General features: G+C 68.0%; 18 protein-coding genes. 6 read left to right on the top strand and 12 right to left on the bottom strand.

The window, feature by feature from the left end; all coding sequences use genetic code 11:
* Nucleotides 1-29: 29 nt before the first annotated feature.
* The 10 genes from ACMAUO_RS02880 to ACMAUO_RS02925 form a co-directional block, all read right to left on the bottom strand.
* Nucleotides 30-896, bottom strand: a complete 867-nt coding sequence (locus tag ACMAUO_RS02880; RefSeq protein ID WP_420355481.1) for an MIP/aquaporin family protein — start codon at nucleotides 894-896, stop codon at nucleotides 30-32.
* Between the two features lie 104 nt (nucleotides 897-1,000).
* Nucleotides 1,001-2,563, bottom strand: a complete 1,563-nt coding sequence (gene glpD, locus ACMAUO_RS02885) for a glycerol-3-phosphate dehydrogenase (RefSeq protein WP_420355482.1) — start codon at nucleotides 2,561-2,563, stop codon at nucleotides 1,001-1,003.
* 232 nt (nucleotides 2,564-2,795) lie between these two features.
* Nucleotides 2,796-3,575 (bottom strand): DeoR/GlpR family DNA-binding transcription regulator, encoded by a 780-nt coding sequence (locus tag ACMAUO_RS02890; RefSeq protein ID WP_420355483.1) that lies wholly within the window; start codon nucleotides 3,573-3,575, stop codon nucleotides 2,796-2,798.
* Nucleotides 3,576-3,579: 4 nt separating this feature from the next.
* Nucleotides 3,580-5,445, bottom strand: coding sequence for a DNA helicase RecQ (recQ, locus tag ACMAUO_RS02895; RefSeq protein ID WP_420357186.1), 1,866 nt, complete (start codon nucleotides 5,443-5,445; stop codon nucleotides 3,580-3,582).
* A gap of 22 nt (nucleotides 5,446-5,467) precedes the next feature.
* Complete coding sequence (locus ACMAUO_RS02900; RefSeq protein ID WP_420355484.1) at nucleotides 5,468-5,842, bottom strand: OmpA family protein; 375 nt, start codon at nucleotides 5,840-5,842, stop codon at nucleotides 5,468-5,470.
* Between the two features lie 457 nt (nucleotides 5,843-6,299).
* A complete protein-coding gene (gene cydC / locus ACMAUO_RS02905; protein ID WP_420355485.1) occupies nucleotides 6,300-7,997 on the bottom strand; it encodes a thiol reductant ABC exporter subunit CydC in 1,698 nt (565 codons plus the stop codon).
* Nucleotides 7,984-9,738, bottom strand: coding sequence for a thiol reductant ABC exporter subunit CydD (cydD, locus tag ACMAUO_RS02910; protein WP_420355486.1), 1,755 nt, complete (start codon nucleotides 9,736-9,738; stop codon nucleotides 7,984-7,986). Before cydD ends, cydC begins: the two co-directional genes overlap by 14 nt.
* An 88-nt stretch (nucleotides 9,739-9,826) precedes the next feature.
* On the bottom strand, nucleotides 9,827-11,539 hold the full coding sequence (locus ACMAUO_RS02915; RefSeq protein WP_420355487.1) for a sensor histidine kinase: 1,713 nt from the start codon (nucleotides 11,537-11,539) through the stop codon (nucleotides 9,827-9,829).
* Between the two features lie 90 nt (nucleotides 11,540-11,629).
* Complete coding sequence (locus ACMAUO_RS02920; RefSeq protein WP_420355488.1) at nucleotides 11,630-11,815, bottom strand: hypothetical protein; 186 nt, start codon at nucleotides 11,813-11,815, stop codon at nucleotides 11,630-11,632.
* A 157-nt stretch (nucleotides 11,816-11,972) separates the two neighbouring features.
* On the bottom strand, nucleotides 11,973-12,548 hold the full coding sequence (locus ACMAUO_RS02925) for a sigma-70 family RNA polymerase sigma factor (RefSeq protein WP_420355489.1): 576 nt from the start codon (nucleotides 12,546-12,548) through the stop codon (nucleotides 11,973-11,975).
* A 360-nt stretch (nucleotides 12,549-12,908) separates the two neighbouring features.
* Between ACMAUO_RS02925 and ACMAUO_RS02930 the strand changes: the two genes are divergently transcribed.
* The 3 genes from ACMAUO_RS02930 (at nucleotide 12,909) to ACMAUO_RS02940 (ending at nucleotide 15,902) form a co-directional block, all read left to right on the top strand.
* Entirely contained in the window at nucleotides 12,909-13,643 is a 735-nt protein-coding gene (locus tag ACMAUO_RS02930; RefSeq protein WP_420355490.1) for a response regulator, read from the top strand.
* Nucleotides 13,644-13,711: 68 nt separating this feature from the next.
* Entirely contained in the window at nucleotides 13,712-15,523 is a 1,812-nt protein-coding gene (locus ACMAUO_RS02935) for an ABC-F family ATP-binding cassette domain-containing protein (protein WP_420357187.1), read from the top strand.
* A 31-nt stretch (nucleotides 15,524-15,554) separates the two neighbouring features.
* A complete protein-coding gene (locus tag ACMAUO_RS02940; protein WP_420355491.1) occupies nucleotides 15,555-15,902 on the top strand; it encodes a 4a-hydroxytetrahydrobiopterin dehydratase in 348 nt (115 codons plus the stop codon).
* A 31-nt stretch (nucleotides 15,903-15,933) separates the two neighbouring features.
* On the opposite strand, the gene ACMAUO_RS02945 is transcribed toward ACMAUO_RS02940, so the two are convergent.
* Nucleotides 15,934-16,953, bottom strand: coding sequence for a Gfo/Idh/MocA family protein (locus tag ACMAUO_RS02945; RefSeq protein ID WP_420355492.1), 1,020 nt, complete (start codon nucleotides 16,951-16,953; stop codon nucleotides 15,934-15,936).
* Between the two features lie 176 nt (nucleotides 16,954-17,129).
* Here ACMAUO_RS02945 and ACMAUO_RS02950 point away from each other — a divergent pair, with 176 nt between their 5' ends.
* From ACMAUO_RS02950 to secF, 3 genes are all read left to right on the top strand, one after another.
* The gene (locus tag ACMAUO_RS02950; RefSeq protein ID WP_420355493.1) at nucleotides 17,130-18,278 is read left to right on the top strand and encodes a PA0069 family radical SAM protein; all 1,149 of its coding nucleotides are present in this window, start codon (nucleotides 17,130-17,132) and stop codon (nucleotides 18,276-18,278) included.
* 162 nt (nucleotides 18,279-18,440) lie between these two features.
* Nucleotides 18,441-20,000 (top strand): protein translocase subunit SecD, encoded by a 1,560-nt coding sequence (gene secD, locus ACMAUO_RS02955; protein ID WP_420355494.1) that lies wholly within the window; start codon nucleotides 18,441-18,443, stop codon nucleotides 19,998-20,000.
* Nucleotides 20,001-20,011: 11 nt separating this feature from the next.
* A complete protein-coding gene (gene secF / locus ACMAUO_RS02960; RefSeq protein ID WP_420355495.1) occupies nucleotides 20,012-20,953 on the top strand; it encodes a protein translocase subunit SecF in 942 nt (313 codons plus the stop codon).
* On the opposite strand, the gene ACMAUO_RS02965 is transcribed toward secF, so the two are convergent.
* Nucleotides 20,883-21,353 (bottom strand): hypothetical protein, encoded by a 471-nt coding sequence (locus ACMAUO_RS02965; RefSeq protein ID WP_420355496.1) that lies wholly within the window; start codon nucleotides 21,351-21,353, stop codon nucleotides 20,883-20,885. The genes secF and ACMAUO_RS02965 overlap by 71 nt on opposite strands.
* Between the last annotated feature and the right edge of the window lie 9 nt (nucleotides 21,354-21,362).

A 21,362-nucleotide genomic window follows, 5' to 3' on the forward strand; every position in this document is an offset into this window, starting at 1 on the left:
GCTCGTTCCTCCCGAGTCTGCGCTCGATGTCATGGCTGGCCGGAAAAGCCGGTATCGGCCACCGGGGCGTCGGCCAGCGGGCCGACCTCCGATGACGCCACCCGGTCGCGCAGGCGCGGCATATAAGGGCGCACCAGGTATTCATAGGCGCCGGCGCCGATCACACCGCCCGCCAGCGGCCCCGCGATCGGCACCCACCAGTAATGATCCGGCGCCGGCAGCGCGGACGGCCCCCAGCCCGCGAAATAACAGAACAGGCGCGGCCCGAAATCGCGCGCCGGATTGATGGCCCAGGCTTCCAGATAGCCCGCGCACGCGCCGATCGCCGCCACCAGCAACCCGATGATCAGCGCGCCGGAATTGGCCTGTGGCGCCTGGGTATTATACTCGCACGTCACGGCGAATATCCCGAACAGCAGCATCGCCGTCAGGATGGTCTCATCCACCAGGGCATGAAGCGGCGTCACGAAATCGCCGGGATGGGTAAAGAACACCCCGGCCGCGCCACCGTCATGCAGGCGGTCCAGATGATGCGCCAGATTGAAATGATCGATCACCGGCGCATAGAGCACATAGACGATGGCCGCCCCCGCCATGCCGCCCAGCACCTGAACGGCAACATAGGGCACCACCTTGCGCCACGAAAAACCGCGAAACAGCGCAAGCGCCAGCGTCACCGCCGGATTGGCATGGGTGCCCGAGACCGCACCGGTCACATAGATGGCGATGGTAACCCCCAGCCCCCAGACGATGCACACGCCCCAATAGGCATTGCGGTACGGGCTGGGATCATACAGCGAATACATCGCGGCCACGGAATCACCGAACAGGATGATGATGAAGACCGCGATGAATTCAGCGATCAGCTCGCCGACAAACTGCTTGTTCCTGAACATGGTCCCGTTTCTTCTCTTTATTGATTTTCGGGTTATTGCTCTTGGAGTCCCTGATCCCGGGGCGCGTCCGTCCGGGCTGGCAGCCCGGATGGACGCCGCCGGTCCTAGCCGGCCATGGCGGGCCGGCTGTCGCGCACGGCCTCGCGCCGGGCGTCGAGATAGCGTTCCAGCCGCGCCTTGCCCGCATCATCGATATGCAGGCCCCGGCGCGAGCGCCGCCACAGGATATCCTCGGCGGTCACCGCCCATTCCTGGGCAATCAGATAATCGACCTCGCGCGCCGTCAGCCCGCCGCCGAAATCCTCGCCCAGATCGGCCTGGCGCTGCGCTTTCCCCACGATGTCCCACGCCAGCGTGCCGTAATTGCGGACCAGCCGCCAGGCATCGTCCGCCGAGAGGAAGGGCGCATGGGCCCGCAGGCGCGCCACGGCGGCATCGAACCCGCCCGGCCCCAGATCGCCCCCCGGCAACGGCCGGCTGGCCGTCCATCCCTGCCCGCCCAGAACCGGCAGGCTGGGGGCCAGCTTCTCCAGCGCATGTTCCGCAAGGCGCCGATAGGTCGTGATCTTGCCACCGAAGATCGACAGCAGCACGCCCTCGCCCGGCGGCGCGTCCACATCCAGCACATAATCGCGCGTCACCGCCGAGGCATTCTGCGCCGCGTCGTCATAGAGCGGCCGGACCCCGGCATAGGTCCATACGACATCCTCGGGCGTGACCGGCTTGCGGAAATACCGGTTCACGCTCTCGCACAGATAGCGCACCTCGTCGTCGCCGATCCTGACCTCGCCCGGATCGGCGGCCCACGGAATGTCGGTGGTACCAATCAGCGTGAAATCCCGCTCATAGGGAATGGCGAACACGATCCGCCGGTCGGGATTCTGGAAGATATAAGCCTGCTCGCCCTCGAAGCAGCGCGGCACCACGATGTGGCTGCCCTTGACCAGCCGCACCTGCTTGGACGTCTTGATCGCCAGCGTATCGCGCAGGATGCGTTCCACCCAGGGTCCGGCCGCATTCACCAGCCCACGCGCCCGCACGACCCGCTGGCCGGCCGCATCCTCGATCGTCGCTTCCCACACGCCATCGACCCGACGCGCCGCGACCAGCCTGGTGCGCGTCCGGATATCGGCCCCCTTCGCGCGCGCATCCATGGCGTTCAGCACCACCAGGCGGCTGTCCAGCACCCGCCCGTCGGAATAGATGAAGGCGCGCCGGTAATCCGACCGCAGCGGCGTGCCCACCGGGTCGCGGTCCAGCCGCACCCCGCGCGAGCGCGGCAGCGTCATCCGGCCACCCAGATGATCGTACAGGAACAGCCCCATCCGCAGCATCCAGGCCGGCCGCACCAGCTTGGAATGCGGCAGCACGAAGGAAAGCGGCCAGATGATATGCGGTGCGATCGCCAGCAGCCGCTCGCGCTCGATCAGCGCCTCGCGCACCAGGCGGAATTCGTAATATTCCAGATACCGCAACCCGCCATGGATCAGCTTGGTGCTGGCGGACGAGGTATGGGACGCCAGGTCGTGCTGTTCCACCAGCAGCACCGACGCCCCGCGCCCGGCGGCATCCCGCGCGATGCCGACGCCGTTGATACCGCCCCCGACAATCAGCAGGTCATAGGGTTCCTGCGCGGCATTCACCCCGCGCGATGGATCGGACAACATGGCTCGTTCCTCCTGCCGATGTTCGTAAACGAACATAAAAGGAGAAATCAACGCAAAACGAAGCGATGAAGCGCGGTTTCGAACCCGAAAAACCTGATTATTTTGTCATGAAACCCATCGCAATGTTCGCTTTGGAACACACCACCCTGCGGAAAGCGGAAAGCCCGCACAGACTGCACGGCACCGAGGGTGTCTGCCCGTAAACGCGCACCGGATCGCCACCAGCCCACGTTTACGGGCTGACACCAGCGATATGGAGGGCGATCTGGTGCTGCTCCAGCACCGCGCGCACCGATGGCGGCGGCGGCCGATCGGTGAACAGCGCCTGCACCTCGGACAGATGCCCCACCCGCCCCATCGGTCGCCGCCCGAACTTGGTATGATCGGCCAGCAGAAACACCGTGCGCGCATTGCGCATGATCGCCCGCGCCAGGTCGATCTCGTCGAGGTCGAAATCCAGCAGCGTGCCGTCTTCCTCGATGCCGCTGATGCCGATCACCCCGAAATCGGCGCGATACTGGTCGATCATCGCCGTCGCGGTCGGGCCGGTAATCCCCCCGTCATGCGACCGCACCGTTCCCCCCGCCACCACGACGCGAAAACTGGATTCCGGCGCCAGGGTCGAGGCCACATGCAGGTTATTGGTAATCACCCGCAGCCCCTGATGATGCCGCAGCGCCCGCGCGAAAGCTTCGGTCGTCGTGCCGATATTGATGAACAGCGACGAATGATCCGGAATTTCCCGGGCCGCGATCTGGCCGATCGCCTCCTTCTCCCGCCGGTTAAGGATCTGCCGTTCGGCATAGGCGATGTTCTCGATCGACGAGATCAGCCCCGCCCCGCCATGATGCCGGGCCAATTGCCCGATCCCGGCCAGATGGTTCACATCGCGGCGGATCGTCTGCACCGCCACGCGCAGGCGCTGCGCCAGTTCCTCATTCGCCACATAGCCGCGCGCCCGCACCAGCGACAGGATCTCGCGATAGCGTTCTTCGGAGGGCACGCCGGCCATCGGGTCAGCCCGCCTCGGCCAGAACCTGCAACACGGCGTCGCCATAGCGGTCCAGCTTGGACGCCCCCACACCCTTGATCCGCCCCAACTCGTCCAACGTCGCCGGGCGCTCGATCGCGATGTCATGCAGCACCGCGTCGTGGAAGATCACATAAGGCGGAATTTCCTGCTCGCGCGCCTCGCCCAGCCGCCAGGCACGCAGCGCGGCGAACGGCCCCTCGGCCTCGGGCGGCAGACTGACCACCGGCCGCGCCGTGGCCGACCGCGCGGCGCCCCCCGACCGCGTGGCGCGCGTCGTCTTCAGCTCCTCCACCGGGTCGTCGCGCAGCAGCACCTTATCCTCGCCGCGCAGGATCGGGCGCGCCACGGCCTCGTTCAGCGCCAGCGCATTATAATCGCCGGTCACGCGGATGGCCCCGCGCGCGATCAACTGCCGGATCACCCCGCGCCAGAACTGCTCCGGCCGGTCCTTGCCGATCCCGAACACGCTCAGCCGGTCATGGCTGTAGCGCGCGCCCATCTCATTTTCCTTGCCCCGCAGCACCGCCGCCACATGCACCGCGCCGAATTTCTGGCCGATGCGATAGATCGTCGACAGCACCTTCTGCGCCTCGACCGTGCCATCAAACGAGGCCACCGGATTGCGGCAATTGTCGCAATGCCCGCACGGCGTGGCCAGCGTCTCGCCGAAACAGCCCAGAAGCGCCTGCGTGCGGCACCCCGTGGTCTCGGTCAGGGTGATCATCGCCTCCAGCCGGGCGCTCATGATCCGTTTCTGGGCCTCGGGTGCGGCGGACTGCTCCAGCCAGTGCCGCGCCCGCGCGATATCGTCGCCGCCATAGAGCAGGACGGTCTCCGATTTCTCGCCATCGCGGCCGGCGCGGCCGATCTGCTGGTAATAGGCTTCGGGCGACGAGGGCATATCCAGATGCACCACCGTCCGCACATCGGGCCGGTCGATCCCCATGCCGAAGGCGACGGTCGCGACGATCACCACCGGCTCGCCCGAGCGGAACCGGGCCAGCGCGGCCCGCTTCTCGATCGGCGACAGCCCGGCATGAAACGGCAGCGCCGGCCAGTCGCGCTCGGTCAGCGACCGCGCCACCCGCTCGGTCTTGTTGCGGCTGCCGCAATAGACGATCGCGGCCTCCCCCTCATGCCGGCCCAGCACCTCCAGCAACTGGCGCAGTTCCGATGTCTTCGGCCGCACCGCGATATCCAGGTTGGGCCGATGGAAACTGGCGCGCAGGACCAGCGCATCGGGCATCGCCAGCGCGCCGAGAATATCGGTCTGCGTGCGCGGATCGGCGGTCGCCGTCAGCGCAATGCGCGGCACACCGGGAAAATGCTCGGGCAGCGTGGCCAGCGCACGGTATTCCGGCCGGAATTCATGCCCCCAGGCCGAGATGCAATGCGCCTCGTCGATCGCAATGACCGAAATCGTCAGCCGCGACAGCCTGTCCAGCGTGCCGGGCGACAGCAGCCGCTCGGGCGAGACATACAGGATATCCAGCCGCCCGGCCGCCAGGTCCGCGCGCACCCGCGCCGCATCCTCGGGTTCCAGTTCCGAATGCAGCGCCCCGGCATTCACGCCCACCTGCCGCAGGGCCGCCACCTGGTCGTCCATCAGCGCGATCAGCGGCGAAATCACCAGCCCGGTGCCCGGACGCGCCAGTGCCGGCACCTGGTAGCAGATGCTCTTGCCCCCGCCGGTCGGCATCAGCACCAGGCAGTCGCGCCCGGCCATCACCGCGTCCACCGCCTCCTCCTGGAGGCCACGGAAATCAGGGAATCCGAACACACGCGACAGGATCGCGCGGGGCGTATCCGCCCTCTCGGGGGCCGTCATGCCGGCGGCGGGCGACACCATCATACGGTCCGCAACGGGGGCGTCAGGGTGCTGCAATCTCGATCTCGACACGGCGCGATCCCACGGCACCGTCCTCGTTCGAGGGCGCGCGCGGCTTCTGCCGGATCCGATCGACCTTCACCCCGTCAGCCACCAACTGTCCCGAAACCTTCTTCACCCGGTCGATCGCCAGCAGGGCGTCCGCCGAAAGGTCGCCATGCGCCGAGGCATAGCCTTCGACCGTCACCATCGATTGCGGATAATGCACTGCCTGCTCCGCCGCATGCTGCACCACCCACAGGGCCGGATCTTCCAGCGCCGTGGAATCACGGGTGAAGAACACGACATATTTCCGCGACGGACCATCGGCGCACCCCGCCAGCAGGCACAACCCCAGAACGAGAGAGAGGCGACGCATCGGCAGATCCCCTTGCTTAACCGGCTTACGGATGAATCCGCCGCCAACAATGCGGGAAAGTCAGCGACATATGGATAGGGAACCTTGGTGCCCCCTCCCCACCCCCACGTCAACAGTTTCTGCCCGGAGAGCCGCGCTGGCGGCGATCCGACGCGCGTTTTCTGCGCTTCGCTGCTCACGGCCATCAAGGCCGCTCCGCTCCGATGCTCGAAAACACACGACGGGCGCGGCCCGACGGGCCGCTCTCGCTCACCAGCACGGCTCTCCGGGCAGAAACACCGTACTCTCTATTCCGAGGAATCCGACGCCCGCTTTCCACGCTCCGCGGCGGGCGCCCATCAAGGCCGCTCCGCTACGATGCTCGAAAACACATGACGGGCGCGGCCCGAAGGGCCGCTCTCGCTCACCAGCACGGCTCTCCGAGCAGAAACGCCATCCCCAGGAAAAACCGCCGGCTTCAGACGGCGGCGGCTACCGCCTGGCCGTCCGACAGGCGCCAAACGCGATCCAGTTTTTCCACACCGACCAGACGATGCGCGATCAGGATCACCGTGCGCCCGGCCGTCACATCGTAAAGCGTGGTGAGGAATTCGCGCTCGGTCTCGGCATCCAGGCCGGTCGCCGGCTCGTCCAGGATCAGGATCGGTGCGTCGGACAGCAGCGTGCGCGCCAGCGCGATCCGCCGCCCCTGGCCACCCGAGAGCGATGCCCCGCCCTCACCCAGCCAAGCATCCAGCCCCTCGGGCAGCGCACGCACCACATCGCCCACCTGCGCGCGATCCAGCGCCGTCCACAGATCGGCCTCGGTCGCATCCGGCCGCCCCAGCAGCAGATTGGCGCGGATGGTATCGGCAAACAGATGCGTCGCCTGCGACAGCCACGCCATCCGCTGGCGCACCGAGCCACTCTCCAGCGTCGCCAGATCCTCGCCGCCCAGCATGATCCGCCCCGAGGTCGGCGCCGCCACCTTCAGCAGCAGCGCCGCGAGCGTGGATTTCCCGATCCCCGAAGGCCCCAGGATCGCAACCCGCGCCCCCTGCCTGATCTCCAGATTCAACCCGTCGAACACGGCAGCCCGATCCGCCTGCCAGCGGAACGACACCTGTTCGAAGCGGATATCGGTGCCCGCCGGGGCCGGCCGCGTGCCCGCCGGCACCACCGGCCCATCCGTCTCGCCGACCGCGACCACCCGCGCCGCCGCGCGGCTGATGCCGCCGGCCAGCGCCCCGGCCCGCGTCAGGCCGCCGGCACTCTCGAAGCCGGCAATCACGAGGAACAGCAGCCCCACTCCACGCGCCGCCGGGATCGGCCCCAGCCCGACACCGAGGATCGCCGCCAGCACCGCCAGCACCGCCGCCTGCCCGCACAGATAAGACGCCCCGCCCATCATCGCGAGCAGCCGCGCCTGTCGCGCCTGCCCCCGCAGCAACGCGGCATCGCGCGCCCGGGCATGCGCCAGCATGCGCCCTTCAGCCCCAAACGCCCGGATTTCACGTAACCCGGTCACCAGATCCAGCACCCCGATCCGCAGGTCGGCCAGACGATGCGTCAGGATCGCCCCTTCGCGCCGCCCCATCACGGCCGCCGCCAGCGGCAGGACGAAGGCGCCGATCACGAACAGCCCGCCGACGATCACCGCCAGCACCGGATCGACCGGCAGAACCGCCAGCACCAGAAAAGGCAGCACCACGCACGCCCCGGCCAGCGGCACCATAATCCGCAGATACAGCCCGTCCAGCGCCTCGACATCCGACACCAGCCGCGACAGCAGGTCGCCCGCCCGGCGAAACCCCAGCCCGGCAGCCGCCCCACCGGCAAGCCGGCGGAAAAACCAGACGCGGATATCGGCCAGCGCCCGGAACATCGCATCATGGGTCGCCAGGCGTTCGACATAACGCAGCACCACGCGCGCCACACCGGCCACGCGCAACAGCGCCAGTCCGGCCACCGCGCCGCCGAAGGCCAGCCCCGCCATGCGCGCGCCGGCCCCACGCATCAGCACCAGCCCCGCCGCCAGCGCCACAAGCGACAGCACACCGCCCATCACCAGACGCGGCGCGCGATCCTTCCACAATCCCAGAACCCGCAGGACCGGGGTCAGCCCATCACGATCCTGCGCCCGCGAACCGGAAAGGGAGCGATCAGACATGGACATGCCCTTCCTCGATGGGCGCCATCCGCCCCGCGCCCGGTGCCGGATCGCCACTCTTCCCCAGATCGAGACACGGACCGGCAAACGCCCGCACCCCCGCCGCATGGCTGGACAGGATCACCGTCCGGCCCTGCGCCAGAATGCGCAGGCTGGCAAAGATCTCGCGCTCGGTCTCCGGGTCCAGATGCGCCGTCGGCTCGTCCAGCAGCAGCAGCGGCGCGTCCTTCAGATAGGCCCGCGCAATCGCCACGCGCTGCGCCTGCCCGCCCGACAGGCCGAACCCGCCCTCACCGATCGGCGTGTCCAACCCCTGGGGCAAGTCCGCGACAAAACGATCGACCGACGCCGCGCGCAGCGCCGCGGCCAACGCATCGTCATCCGCATCAGGGCGGGCGAAGAGAATATTCTCGCGCAGCGTCCCGGCAAACAGCACCGGTTTCTGCCCGATCCACGACATCAGCCCGGACTGGGTCGCGGGCGTCACGGCCGCCAGATCCACGCCCCCCACCAGCACGCGGCCGCTACCCGGCACGATAAAGCCCAGCAGCATCTCGATGATCGTCGATTTACCGGCCCCCGAAGGCCCGACCAGCGTCAGGATCTCCCCTGCCCGAACGGCGAAGCTCAGATCCCTCAGCACCGGCCCGCGCGCGGCATCCCAGGCAAAGGTGACATGCTCGAACGCCACCGACACCCCGCCTTCGGAAAGACGCGGCACCGCGGCGCCGGCCGGCGCCGCCGCATCCGTTCCGTCCGGCAGATCGCCCATGGCGGATGCCGCACCGGCCGCATGGGCGCGATCCTGATAGGCCAGGGCCAGCGCACGCAGGGGCGCGAAGAATTCCGGCACCAGCAGCAGCACGAACAGGCTGCGCGCCGCCGCATCGGCAAGCGAGGCCGAAGTGCCCCCATGGCGCAGCACGGCCAGCATGCCGCCATCCCGTACGACGATCAGCACCAGCGCCACCACCATCGCGCAGTCGATCGACGCCGAGGAAAGAAACGCCACCCGCAGGATCTTCATGGTCCGGCGGCGCAGCTCGTCGGCGGCGGTGGCCAGTCGTCCGGCCTCGTCATCCGTGCGGTTCAGCAGGACGATGGTGGCGATACCGCGCACCCGGTCCAGAAAGCGGGCCTGCAACCGGGTCATGGCCAGAAACTGGTTGCGCGACGCTACGGCCGCGCCGATGCCGAAGACGGCCTGCCCCACCGGCACGGCCAGCCCGCACACGACCATGATCACCGCCGCACCCGGCTGCACCAGCGCGGCCAGGGCCGCAATCAGTCCCGGAACCGCGATCCACAGCACAGATGCGGGAATCCAGCGCGCGAAGAACCCGTCCAGCGCCTCGATCCTGTCGACCGCCAGGACCGCCAGTTCCGCGCTGTGCCGGCGCCGCAGCAGGGCCGGCCCGCCCCGCAGGATGGCGCCCAGCACCTCGTCGCGCAGCCGCCGGCGGGCAGCCTGCCCGGCCCGGGCCGCACAGATGTCGCCTCCGGCCATGATCAGGCCACGCACTACCGCCAGGCCCGCCAACGCGGCCAGAAGCAGCCCGGCACCCGGCCACGCGGCCGTGCCCGCCCCGATCAGTCCCCGCGCCAGAACCGCCGCCACGCACCATGCCTGGCCGACGGCGACCAGCCCCGCCAGCAAGCCGCAGGCCATGACCGGCATTGCCTGCCGGCGCCCCAGGCGCGATTGCGCCCGTGTCCAGGCGCGCATCACCATTTTGTCACCGCTCATGACCGCGACCTATAATCGAAGCGTCCAGCCAGGGACACCCATTCCCGCTCGTGAATCACCCCGCCATCCGGCCACCGGCCATGCGGATTCAGCGGACGAGATCGCCCGATTCGTCCTCTTTCAGAGGGAACAGAAGGATATAGCGCGTCCCGTCCTCCTCGATAATCTTCAGGCTTCCGCCCAACTGTCGCGCGAAACCACGGATCAACTGCATGCCGATCCCGCTGCGTTCCTCGCTGGCCTGCTGGTATCCGCCGGCAAGCCCGATCCCGTCATCGGCGATATCCAGCCGCGCCTGGCCGGGCTCCACCCGCTCCAGCCTGACGGAAATGGTGCCGCGCCGCCCATCGGCAAAGGCATGCTTGATGGCATTGCTGACGATCTCGGTAATGATCAGCGCCAGCGGCACCGCCTGGTCGGGCTCCAGTTCCAGCGTCGCCGCCTCAACCGACAGGGCCAGTTGCCCGCTGCCCGCATGCCCCGCCGCCTGCATGATCTGGCCGCAGAGTTCGGTGACGAAATGCTCCATGTTCATGCTGAACAATTCGCCCTCGGCATACAGGTAGCGATGCAGGGTCGCCAGCGCCCGCACCCGGTCGCGCGCCTGCGCGAATTCTTCGCGCGCCTCGGCCTGGCGGATGCGGTTGGCCTGTAGGTTCAGCAGCGAGGCAACGATCTGCAGGTTATTCTTGACCCGATGATGCATCTCCTTCAGCAGCAGTTCCTGCCTTACCGCCGCACGCGCCAGCCGCCGCTCGTCGCGGGCCAGGCTGCGGGTCGCCTGCGTGAAGGCCCGTGCCAGTTGCCGGATCTCGATCGGCATGACCCAACTCGCCTGCGCATCGAACACGCCGCCATCCGCCTGCCACCGCTCGACCGAGCCGGTCAGTTGGCGCACGGGCGCGACCAGCAGCGCATTCGCGCTCTGGGTCACGATAATCAGGCAGCATCCCAGCAGGCTGACGATGACGAACAGCCAGATCACGAACATGACCAGCGCATGGGTTTCGGCCGAATTGCGCCGGGTCATCGTCAGTGCCGCCACCCCGCCCTCGATCGGGCCGAACGCAAAGGCGGCATCCCCCACGCTCATGGTCTGCCGGACCTCGCGCTGAACGGACGTCATGGCCCCGATCCAGCGCTGCACCTCCGCGGGCGGCGGTCCGGGAGAAGCACAATCATCGCATAAAGGGGAAAGTGTCTGGTCGCGGCCGACGATCCAGGCGTCGATCGCCCCGTTCTTCTGCATGAAATCCAGTCGGGGATCGCCGATCTGAAGATGACGGCGGCTCCAGATCACGGGCATGACCGCCGTCAGGAAACCGGATCGTACCGTCCCCGAGGAATCGGCAATCGGCGTGGAAAGGGTCACCCGGATATAGGAATGCCGGTTCGCATCCTGCCGCGGGATATCGAGCGGCACCACCCGAACGTCACCGCTGAAGCGCGGCAGATCGTCGTACGGCACCTGGTCAGGCAGCGAAGGTATCGTATCGCCATTGACCGCCAGCACCACCCGCCCATGATCGTCCAGCAACGCCAGGCGGTAGAATTCCCCGGTCAGCGACCGGGCCATCTGGAAGATCCGCGCGAACCCATCTTCATCCAGCGACATCCGACTGACCGAAGACAGCAGGGCGCCGATATGATCGACATCGTGGCGCACTTCCAGATCGATCCGGCTGACCGCCATGTCCGCCCGGAACGCCGGCGCCTCAAGCGTATGACGATAGCTGTTCCACGCCTGAAGGCTGGCGATCACGGCCATGGGGCCGGCCGCGCAGAGGATGATCGCGATCATCCGCGCACTGACCGTCCCGAACAGCCTAAAAAGCCATCCACCATATGGCGTACCACGCCCCGGCCTGTTCCGGCCGCCACCCTTGCCCATCTAGCCCCTGGTCTTGCGGTCTTCCTCGATCAGACGCAGCAACTCCTCGGGAAGCGGCTCCGAAGCGACTCCGTCGAACAACTCATGCAGCCCACGCTTGAGCCATAGCTCGAACGGATCGTCTCGCTGGGTGGTCTTGCTGGTTTTCGACGGCCGCCTCGGACGGGAATCCTTGCGGGACGTCATTGATGATCCCTGAGATCCACTAATACCCCGCCAACCCTCTGAACCCGCATCCCGAACGTGTCGATATCGGCGGACAGTAAAACAGCCCGCGACCTACCGTCCAGCCGTCCGACTCAGGAAATAACCGCCAGGGAAGCGAAGGGTTGCCGGGCGTGGATCAGGAACGCGCCACTTCAGGCCTGCGCGTTCCCGTCCTCGCCGCCAGCAGGCCGCGCATGCGGGCCACCCGCGCCTTGATCTGCGGCGAGTCATGTTCTTCGCCCATCATCCAGCTTTCCAGCTGGCGGCGGGCACGGAAAACCCGGCTCTTGGCGGTGCCGACCGCGCATCCGGTCGCCTCCGCCAGATGTTCGTAGCTCATGCCGTGCAGCACCACCATGATCAGCGCCTCGCGCTGGTCTTCGGGCAGACGGTCCAGCGCCATTGCCAGATCCTTCAGTGCCAGCCGGTCCTCATGGGGCGCCGTCGTGGCCAGCACCGAGGCGGGGATATCCTCGATATCCGTGGTTTCCCGCCGCTTGCGCAGGTCGGAAATGAAGCGATTGCGCAGGATGCGATGCATCCAGGCCGAAAAATTGGTGCCGGGGATGAAACTGTCCTGGGCGGCCAGCGCGTTGCATACGGCATCCTGCACCAGGTCTTCAGCCATCGTTCGATTTCGCGTCAGGGCCAGCGCCTGAACACGCAGGCGCGGGAGGATCGCGATCACCTGGTCATGAAAATTATGGGCCATTGTTCTTTTCCTCTCTTGCCAACACGCGCACCAGTGTAATGTCTGGGTTGTGTTTTAATCATGACGAAGGCGTGAGAAGCGTTTAGAAAACCCTAATCCACCGTTAAAATCTCGTCATGACCCCGCCTGGCCACTCTGTCGGCGGCATCCGCTGCCAGCCGGGGCACCCCATCCGCCCGTCGCCGGGACTCATCCCGCGCGATGTGGCGACGCATTCGTCCGCCGTCCTGATGTCACGACGGCGACACGATCACGGGCGGACGGTCACCTTAGCCCCTACTTCCCCTTGCGGACAAATTTAACGCTGTCATGATCCATATTGTAACGTGTTCCCTAGTTCCTTGCGGAGTTGACCGTTCAATGCCCCTCTCGCGGCGGCAGGATCTGATCCGGGCCCTTCCCTATGCCAGGCGTTACGCCCGGGCGCTGACCGGCAGTCAGCCACGCGGCGATCTTCTGGTGGCCGAAAGCCTGCGAGGACTGGCCGTTGCGGAAGCCGGACCGATGCCGGCGCGGCAGTGTCTCTACCAGTGGATCTCGCGCCAGTTCCGGCAGGATGCCGCCTCCGAGGCCGAAACCCTGAGCGTGCTGGAACGCAAGCTGCTGCTGCTGACATCGCTGGAGGAACTGACGATCGCCGACGCGGCGCGGGTCGTGGATCTGGGCGAGGCCGAAGCGGCGGACATTCTCGCCCACGCCCATGCCGGGCTGCGCAAGGTGGCCCAGACCTCCATCCTCATCATCGAGGACGAACCGATCATCGCGATGGATATCGAAGACCTGGTCCGCTGGTGCGGCCACCAGGTCGCCGGCGTGGCCGCGACCGAGGCCGACGCGGTGGAACTCGCGCGCCAGACGAAACCCGGCCTGATCCTCGCGGACATCAATCTGGGCACGGGCGGCGACGGCGCGAACGCGGTCGCCAGCATCCTCCGCCACCACATGGCCCCGGTCATCTTCGTCACCGCCTACCCGGAACGGCTGCTGACGGGCGAGGCGATCGAACCCGCCTTCGTCATCACCAAACCCTTCGAACCGATGACCCTGGCCATCGCGACCTATCAGGCCGTCACCGGCGGCCCAAGAATCACTTAAAAATCCGCCTTGCAGGGCATTACCGCTTTCTCCCTTGCGCGCTGCCCTTGCCATGGTCCAGAACCCGGATCATGTCGCCTCCTCTCCTTCTTCTTCAGGACATCACCCTGACGCTCGGTGGCGCTCCGCTGCTCAACGGCGCCGGCTTCGGCGTCTCGGCTGGCGAACGGATCTGCCTCGTCGGGCGCAACGGCAGCGGGAAATCCACCCTGCTGCGCATCGCGGCCGGCGAACTCGCCGCCGATGACGGCGAGCGTTTCCTCCAGCCCGGCACCACCGTGCGCTACCTGCCGCAGGAACCCGACCTGTCCGGCTTCGCCACCACGCTGGATTATGTCCGCTCCGGCATGCCGCCCGAGGGGCCCGACTACCGCGCGGCCCTGCTGCTGGGCGAACTGGGCCTGACGGGAGAAGAAAACCCGGCGACATTGTCCGGCGGCGAGGCCCGCCGCTGCGCCCTCGCCTGGGCACTGGCACCCGAACCCGACCTGCTGCTGCTGGACGAGCCCACCAACCATCTCGACATGCCGACCATCGAGTGGCTGGAACGCGAATTGCTGTCCCTGTCGTCGGCCATGATCATCATCAGCCATGACCGCCGCCTGCTGGAAACCCTGTCCCGCAGCGTCGTCTGGCTGGATCGCGGCGTCACACGGCGCCTCGACCAGGGCTTCGGCCGCTTCGAATCCTGGCGTGAAGAGATTCTGGAACAGGAAGAACGCGACGCCCACAAGCTGGACCGCCAGATCGCGCGCGAAGAAGACTGGATGCGCTACGGCGTCACCGCCCGGCGCAAGCGCAATGTCCGCCGGGTCGGCGAACTCGCGGCCCTGCGCCAGGCCCGGCGCGAAGCGGTGCGCGCCCCTGGCGGCGTCAGGATGCAGGCCAATGAAGACGGCCTGTCCGGCAAGCTGGTCGCCGTGGCCGAGGGCGTCCACAAGGCCTACGGCCCCCGCACGGTCATCGACGGGCTGGACCTGCGCGTGCTGCGCGGCGACCGTCTGGGCATCGTCGGCGCCAACGGCGCGGGCAAGAGTACCCTGCTGCGACTGCTGACGGGCCAGGACCAGCCCGATTCGGGCGAGATCCGCATCGGCACCGCGCTGTCGGTCGTCACCCTCGACCAGCAGCGCCGCACGCTCGACCCGGCCCGCACCCTGGCCGATACGCTCACCGGCGGCGGCGGCGACATGGTCCAGGTCGGCAGCGAGAAGCGCCACGTCATCGGCTACATGAAGGATTTCCTGTTCCGCCCGGAACAGGCGCGCACCCCCGTCAGCGCGCTGTCGGGCGGCGAACGCGGACGGCTGATGCTGGCCTGCGCCCTCGCCCGCCCCTCCAACCTGCTGGTGCTGGACGAACCGACCAACGACCTGGATCTGGAAACCCTCGACCTGTTGCAGGAGATGCTGGACGCCTACGCCGGCACCGTGCTGCTGGTCAGCCACGATCGTGACTTCCTCGACCGGGTAGCCACCTCGGTGCTGCTGGCGGAAGGTGCCGGACGGTGGGTTGAATATGCCGGCGGCTATAGCGACATGCTGGCCCAGCGCGGCGGCATGGCCCCGGCGGGCCGGGACCGGCGCACCGAAACAGGTGCATCCGCGCCGACGCAGAAACGCTCGGAAAAAGGCCCGGCCCGCAAATTGTCCTACAAGGACCAGCACGCGCTCGACCGCCTGCCCGGCCAGATCGCGACCCTGGAGGAAAAGATCGGCCAGTTGCGGACGATCCTGTCCGATGGCGGGCTCTATGCCCGCGACCCGGCGGCCTTCACCGCGACGACGGAAAAACTGGACCGCGCCGAAGCCGAACTGACGGCGGCCGAAGAGCGTTGGCTGGAACTGGAAATGCTGCGCGAGTCGCTGGGTTCATCCTGACCCGCGCCGCGCGCGGCTGAAGGACGCCCCCATGCCCCTGTCCGCCACCACCGCCCTCGCGCGCGAGGTCATCGCCCCCTGCCCGCGCAACACGCCGGCCCTGACGCGCGCCGAGGCCGAAACCCTGCTGGCCCAGATCCCGAAATGGACCCTGTCCCCGGACGGCACGACATTGCAGCGGTCCTGCGTCCTGCCCGATTTCGCCAATGCCTACGCGCTGGTCGAACGCATCGCGGCCCTGGCCGAGGCCGCCGACCACCATCCGGACATCGCCTTCGGCTGGGGCTATGTGCGCCTGAAGCTGCAAACCCACAGCATCGGCGGCCTGCACCGCAACGATTTCATCATGGCGGCCCGGATCGAGACCCTGCCCCACTGATAGCCTCATTGATAGCCCCACCGACCACCCCTCAGCCGGGGCTGACCAGCCCGGACGCCTCCCACAGCGCCCGCACCGCCGTGATACTGTCCGTCACCGCCAGCGCCGCCGCCAGCGCGCGCCGGCCCGCCTGCGCATCCACCAGTACAGGCGCGCCATCCAGGCACGCGGCGGCGAAGGCCACATGCTCGGCCGCCAGCGTGTCGTGGTCGTCCCAGCTCACGACCTCGCGCCGGAAGCCGCCGGTGCCCGGCAGCGGCAATCCCTTCTCCCGCCCGATCATCGTCAGTTCGCGCTTCACGAAATCGGCCGAGAGATAGCCTTCCTCGGAAAACAGCCGCATCCGCCGCTCGGTCTTCAGCGAGATCCGGCTGGCGGTGATGGTCGCCACGCACCCGTTGGCAAAGCGGACCCGGGCATTGGCGATATCCTCGTGCTGCGAACTCACCGCCGCCCCCAGCGCATCGACATCCACGATCTCACTGTCCACGATCGCCAGCACCAGGTCCAGATCATGGATCATCAGGTCCAGGATCACCGAGACATCGGTGCCGCGCGGCTTGAAGGGCGCGATGCGCGTCGCCTCGATATAGAGCGGGCGCGTAATCCGCCCGGTAATGGCCCGATGCTCGGCCGAATAGCGCAGCAGATGCCCCACCTGAAGCACCAGCCCCGTCTCCACGGCCAGCGCCGCCAGCCGGTCGGCCTGCTCCAGAGTCGAGGCGATCGGCTTTTCCACCAGCACATGCCGGCCGGCCCGCAGCGCGCGGTCGGCCAGGGCGAAATGATGTTCGGCCGGGGCCGCGATCACCACCGCCTCGCAACGTGCCAGCAGGTCGTCCAGCGCCAGCGCCGGCGCCCCGCCCGCCTCGGCCCCGACAACGGCCGCCCGCGCCTGGTCCGGGTCATGAATGCCCACCAGCGTCTCGCGCGGCGACGCGGCGACCTTCAGCGCATGAAACCGTCCGAAATGACCGGCGCCGATGACACCCACGCGCAATTGCCGCGCCGCCTCACCCCGTTTCGCTCCGCCACCGAACAGCCCCGCCATCGTGTCCTCTCCGCATCCAGGATGACGAAGGGTTAGAGCACCCGCGCCCGCTCGGCCAGAGGCGGCGGCACCGGGCAACCAGCGCCGGATCGCATGTTCTCTTTTTGTTCTTGATCGCCCAAAGTCGGCCTGCCATCATGCGCTCCGCCCGCAACAGGCGCCTCCCGGAGCCCGTCATGTCCAATCCATCCCCCATCCGCATCGGCTCCGGACAACCGACCCGCACCGCCGCGCGCACGCTGTCCGGCGAGTCGTCCAGCGTGGCCGGCATCCGCCACGGGCGCGGGGCCACCCTGTCGCCGCCCGACCGCTTCGCCCGCCATCACGCATCACCGGTCGATGATGGCTGGGACAGCCTGGCCGATGACGACGCCGCCCCGCGCACCGAACTCACATTCGAGCCGGCCCGCACCATCATCACCCGCAACGAGAGTCCGGACCTGGGTTTCGACCGGTCGATCAACGCCTATCGCGGGTGCGAACATGGCTGCATCTATTGCTTCGCCCGCCCCACCCACGCCTGGATCGGCCTGTCGCCGGGGCTGGATTTCGAAACCCGCCTCACCTGCAAGCCGGACGCCGCGCGCCTGCTGGAGCGCGAACTGCGTCATCATGCCTACCGGGTGCGCCCGATCGCGCTGGGCACCAACACCGATCCCTACCAGCCGGTCGAGCGCCAGATGGGCCTGACGCGCGCCATCCTGGCGGTGCTGGACCGGTTTTCCCACCCGGTCACCATCGTCACCAAATCGGCCGGCATCCTGCGCGACCTCGACCTGCTGGCGGCCCTGGCCGCGCGCAACCTGGTGCGGGTCAGCCTGTCGGTCACGACGCTCGATACCGAACTGGCCCGCAGGATGGAGCCCCGCGCCTCGACCCCGGCCCGGCGGCTCGATGCCATATCAGCCCTGGCCGCCGCCGGCATTCCCGCCAGCGTCCTGGCCGCACCGATGATCCCGGCCCTCAACGACCACGAACTGGAAGCGATTCTCGGCGCCGCCGCCAGGGCCGGCGCCTGCGATGCCGGCTACGCCCTGCTCCGCCTGCCGCTGGAGGTCGCGCCCCTGTTCGAGGACTGGCTGGCCCGGCACTACCCCGATCGCGCGCACCACGTCCTGCACCGCATCCGCGCAATGCGTGGCGGCAAGCTGAACGATTCGACCTTCGGCCGGCGCGGCCGGGGCCAGGGCGTGCATGCCGACCTGCTGGCCCAGCGTTTCGCCCGCGCCCGCCGGGCACTGGGCCTCACGCGCGGGCGGCCGCTGGACTGCGCGCTCTTCGCGCCGCCCCCGGCCCCGCCGGACCCGCAACTGTCCCTGTTCTGACGAATACGCGGACGAAACGGAAGGATTCGTGCGGCGGAAGCCGTCGGGCGGTTGCATCCGGCGCTTGGGCCCGGCATGTTCCCGCGTCGCCGGCCATGCGCCGGCATCGACACGCGAACAGGGAGCCGGCTGGGCCGAGCGTAAGGAGCACCCTTTTCAGTCATGATGTATTACAGCCGGCTCAAATTGGCCTCGGTCGTCGCCGTTTGCTTTCTGGGAATGCTGCTCTGCCTTCCCAATGCCCTGCGCCAGCCCGCGCCGACGGTGCCGTGGCGCCAGATCCATCTGGGGCTCGACCTGCGGGGCGGCTCGTACCTGCTGATGCAGGTGGACATGAACACCGTCGCCGCCGACCGCCTGCGCACGCTGGCCGACGGCACCCGCCAGGCGCTGCTCGGCGCCGGCCTGGGCTACCGCGACGTCGCGACCGACGCCCAGGCCGGCACCGTGACCTTCACCCCGCGCAGCCCGTCCGAGACCGAGGCCGACCTCAAGGCCCTCCGCGCCATGCCCATGGCGGTGCCCAATGAATTCGCCGTCGCCCAGCGGCCGGACGGCTCAATCGCCATCACGCTGTCGCCCGAGGCCATGCGCCTGCGCGCGACCGACGCCGTCACCCAGTCGATCGAGATCGTCCGCCGCCGCATCGACGCGACCGGCGCGGTCGATCCCGAGATCACCCGCCAGGGTGACGACCGCATCGTGGTCGAACTGCCGGGCATCAGCGATCCGGAGCGCGTCAAGCACCTGCTCGGCACCACCGCGAAGATGACGTTCCACCTGGTGCAGGACAACGCGCTCGGCTCGGCGGCGCCGGGTCCCGGCATCAGCCTGCTGCCGATGATGAACGCGCCGGACCAGAAACTGCCGATCGCGGACCATGTGGATGTCGATGGCGCCGACCTGACCAACGCCTCCGCCGCCATCGACCAGCAGACCGGCGAATGGGCGGTCGATTTCACCCTCGACTCCATCGGCGCCCGCGCCTTCGCCGCCACCACGCAGGCCAATGTCGGCCGCCGCTTCGCCATCGTGCTCGACAACAAGGTGGTACAGGCCCCGGTCATCCACAGCCCCATCACCGGCGGCAACGGCCAGATCAGCGGCGGCTTCGACGCGCAGTCGGCCACCGACCTCGCCCTGCTGCTGCGCGCCGGCGCCCTGCCCGCCCCGCTGTCGGTCATCGAACAGCGCACCATCGGCCCGTCGCTGGGCGCCGATTCGATCCGCGCGGGCATGATCAGCCTCGGCGTCGGCTTCGCCCTCGTCATCGTCTTCATGGCGCTGTTCTATGGCCGCTTCGGCTGGTACGCGAACGTCGCCCTGCTGGCCAACCTGGTGCTGATGGTCGCCATCCTGTCGCTGTTCCAGGCCACGCTGACCCTGCCCGGCATGGCCGGCATGCTGCTGACCCTGGGCATGGCGGTGGACGCCAACATCCTGATCAACGAACGCATCCGCGAGGAAATCGGCCGCGGCCGTACCCCCCTGGCCGCGATGCAGGCCGGCTTCGAGCGCGCGACCTCCACCATCCTGGACAGCAACGCCACGGCCCTGCTGGCGCATATCATGCTGTTCGCCTTCGGCACCGGCCCGGTGCAGAACTTCGCCCTGACGATCATGATCGGCATCGTCACGACGCTGTTCACCACGCTGCTGCTGTCGCGGATGCTGATGGTGCGCTGGTATGCCCGCACCCGTCCCACTGTCCTGCCGGTCTGAGGCGCATCACCATGTTCTCTCGCCCCCTCCTGCGCTTCGTGCCCAACGGCACAAAAATCAACTTCATGCGCGGCCGCTTCATGGGCCTCGCCACCTCGGCCGTGCTGTCGATCGCGTCCGTGATCCTGTTCCTCCATCCGGGCCTGACGCTGGGGCTGGATTTCCGCGGCGGCATCGTCGTCGAGGTCCGCACCCAGGGCCCGGCCGATTTCGGTCAGGTCCGCGCGGCGCTGGCCACCCAGCATGTCGAGGCCGCCGGCGTGCAGTCCTTCGGCGCGCCCGACGACGTGCTGATCCGCCTCGATGCCCCGCCTGCCGCCAGCGCCGATCACGAGGCCCGCACCCAGGCGCTGGTCGATTCGGTCCGCCACGCGGTCGCCACCCTGCCGGGCGCGCAGGTGCTGCGCGCGGACGCGGTCGGCGCCTCGGTCTCGGCCGAACTGTTCCGCGACGGCATGCTGGCGCTCGGCATCAGCCTGCTGATGATCCTGGGCTATATCTGGTTCCGCTTCGAGTGGGAGTTCGCGGTCAGCGCCGTGATCACCCTGATCCTCGACCTGACCAAGACCATCGGCTTCCTGGTCATCACGCATTTCGAGTTCGACCTGGTGATGGTCGCGGCCATCCTCACGATCCTGGGCTACTCCACCAACGACAAGGTGGTGGTCTATGACCGGGTGCGCGAGAACCTGCGCAAATACCGCACCATGCCGCTGGCCGAACTGATCGACCTCTCGATCAACGAAACCCTCAGCCGCACGCTGGGTACATCCACCACCGTGTTCCTGGCGGCCCTGCCGCTGGCCCTGTTCGGCGCCAGCCTGTCCAGCTTCGCATGGGTGATGCTGTTCGGGATCGTGGTCGGAACCTCGTCCTCGATCTTTATCGCGGCGCCGATTCTGCTGTTGCTGGGCGAGAAGCGTCTGCGACGGGACTCCCGGCCGCCCCGCTGACCGAGGGCGGCCCCAGGCAGGCGGCGGTCGACCCGCTGTTTGCCTGCTGCACGCAGTCCAGCACCATCTCGATGGCAAGTTGCACGCGCTTCTGACCATCCACCGTCGGGTGCATCATGTTCCGGGCCGCCAGCTGGCGGGCATAAAGGGTCGCGGCCACCAGGTCGCGCGCCTGGTCATGCATCAGCCGGCCATCCGACAGCCGTCCCTTCACCATCCCCTGGGCGATGAAATACGCATCCAGGCTCAGATAGGCCTGCAACGGCAGCGGCAGCCTGTTGACCGGCTGGATGCTCTCGGCGGGCGCACCGCCCCGGCATCCCGTCAGCCCGACAAAGGCCGCCACCAGCAGCGATGCCGCCAGCTTCTGTCGCCCGATCATGTTCCAGCTTTTCGTCATCGCCGAAGC

The sequence above is a fragment of the Gluconacetobacter brunescens genome, from assembly GCF_048695475.1.
Taxonomy (GTDB): domain Bacteria; phylum Pseudomonadota; class Alphaproteobacteria; order Acetobacterales; family Acetobacteraceae; genus Gluconacetobacter.

Coding starts and splice junctions, on each gene's coding strand:
- secD (WP_420355494.1), top strand. CDS start 18,441: ATGATGTATTACAGCCGGCTCAAATTGGCCTCGGTCGTCGCCGTTTGC.
- ACMAUO_RS02890 (WP_420355483.1), bottom strand. CDS start 3,575: ATGGCCGGCGTGCCCTCCGAAGAACGCTATCGCGAGATCCTGTCGCTG.
- secF (WP_420355495.1), top strand. CDS start 20,012: ATGTTCTCTCGCCCCCTCCTGCGCTTCGTGCCCAACGGCACAAAAATC.
- ACMAUO_RS02880 (WP_420355481.1), bottom strand. CDS start 896: ATGTTCAGGAACAAGCAGTTTGTCGGCGAGCTGATCGCTGAATTCATC.
- cydC (WP_420355485.1), bottom strand. CDS start 7,997: ATGTCCATGTCTGATCGCTCCCTTTCCGGTTCGCGGGCGCAGGATCGT.
- ACMAUO_RS02920 (WP_420355488.1), bottom strand. CDS start 11,815: ATGACGTCCCGCAAGGATTCCCGTCCGAGGCGGCCGTCGAAAACCAGC.
- ACMAUO_RS02930 (WP_420355490.1), top strand. CDS start 12,909: ATGCCCCTCTCGCGGCGGCAGGATCTGATCCGGGCCCTTCCCTATGCC.
- ACMAUO_RS02940 (WP_420355491.1), top strand. CDS start 15,555: ATGCCCCTGTCCGCCACCACCGCCCTCGCGCGCGAGGTCATCGCCCCC.
- ACMAUO_RS02925 (WP_420355489.1), bottom strand. CDS start 12,548: ATGGCCCATAATTTTCATGACCAGGTGATCGCGATCCTCCCGCGCCTG.
- recQ (WP_420357186.1), bottom strand. CDS start 5,445: ATGGTGTCGCCCGCCGCCGGCATGACGGCCCCCGAGAGGGCGGATACG.
- cydD (WP_420355486.1), bottom strand. CDS start 9,738: ATGAGCGGTGACAAAATGGTGATGCGCGCCTGGACACGGGCGCAATCG.
- ACMAUO_RS02900 (WP_420355484.1), bottom strand. CDS start 5,842: ATGCGTCGCCTCTCTCTCGTTCTGGGGTTGTGCCTGCTGGCGGGGTGC.
- glpD (WP_420355482.1), bottom strand. CDS start 2,563: ATGTTGTCCGATCCATCGCGCGGGGTGAATGCCGCGCAGGAACCCTAT.
- ACMAUO_RS02965 (WP_420355496.1), bottom strand. CDS start 21,353: ATGACGAAAAGCTGGAACATGATCGGGCGACAGAAGCTGGCGGCATCG.
- ACMAUO_RS02915 (WP_420355487.1), bottom strand. CDS start 11,539: ATGATCGCGATCATCCTCTGCGCGGCCGGCCCCATGGCCGTGATCGCC.
- ACMAUO_RS02950 (WP_420355493.1), top strand. CDS start 17,130: ATGTCCAATCCATCCCCCATCCGCATCGGCTCCGGACAACCGACCCGC.
- ACMAUO_RS02945 (WP_420355492.1), bottom strand. CDS start 16,953: ATGGCGGGGCTGTTCGGTGGCGGAGCGAAACGGGGTGAGGCGGCGCGG.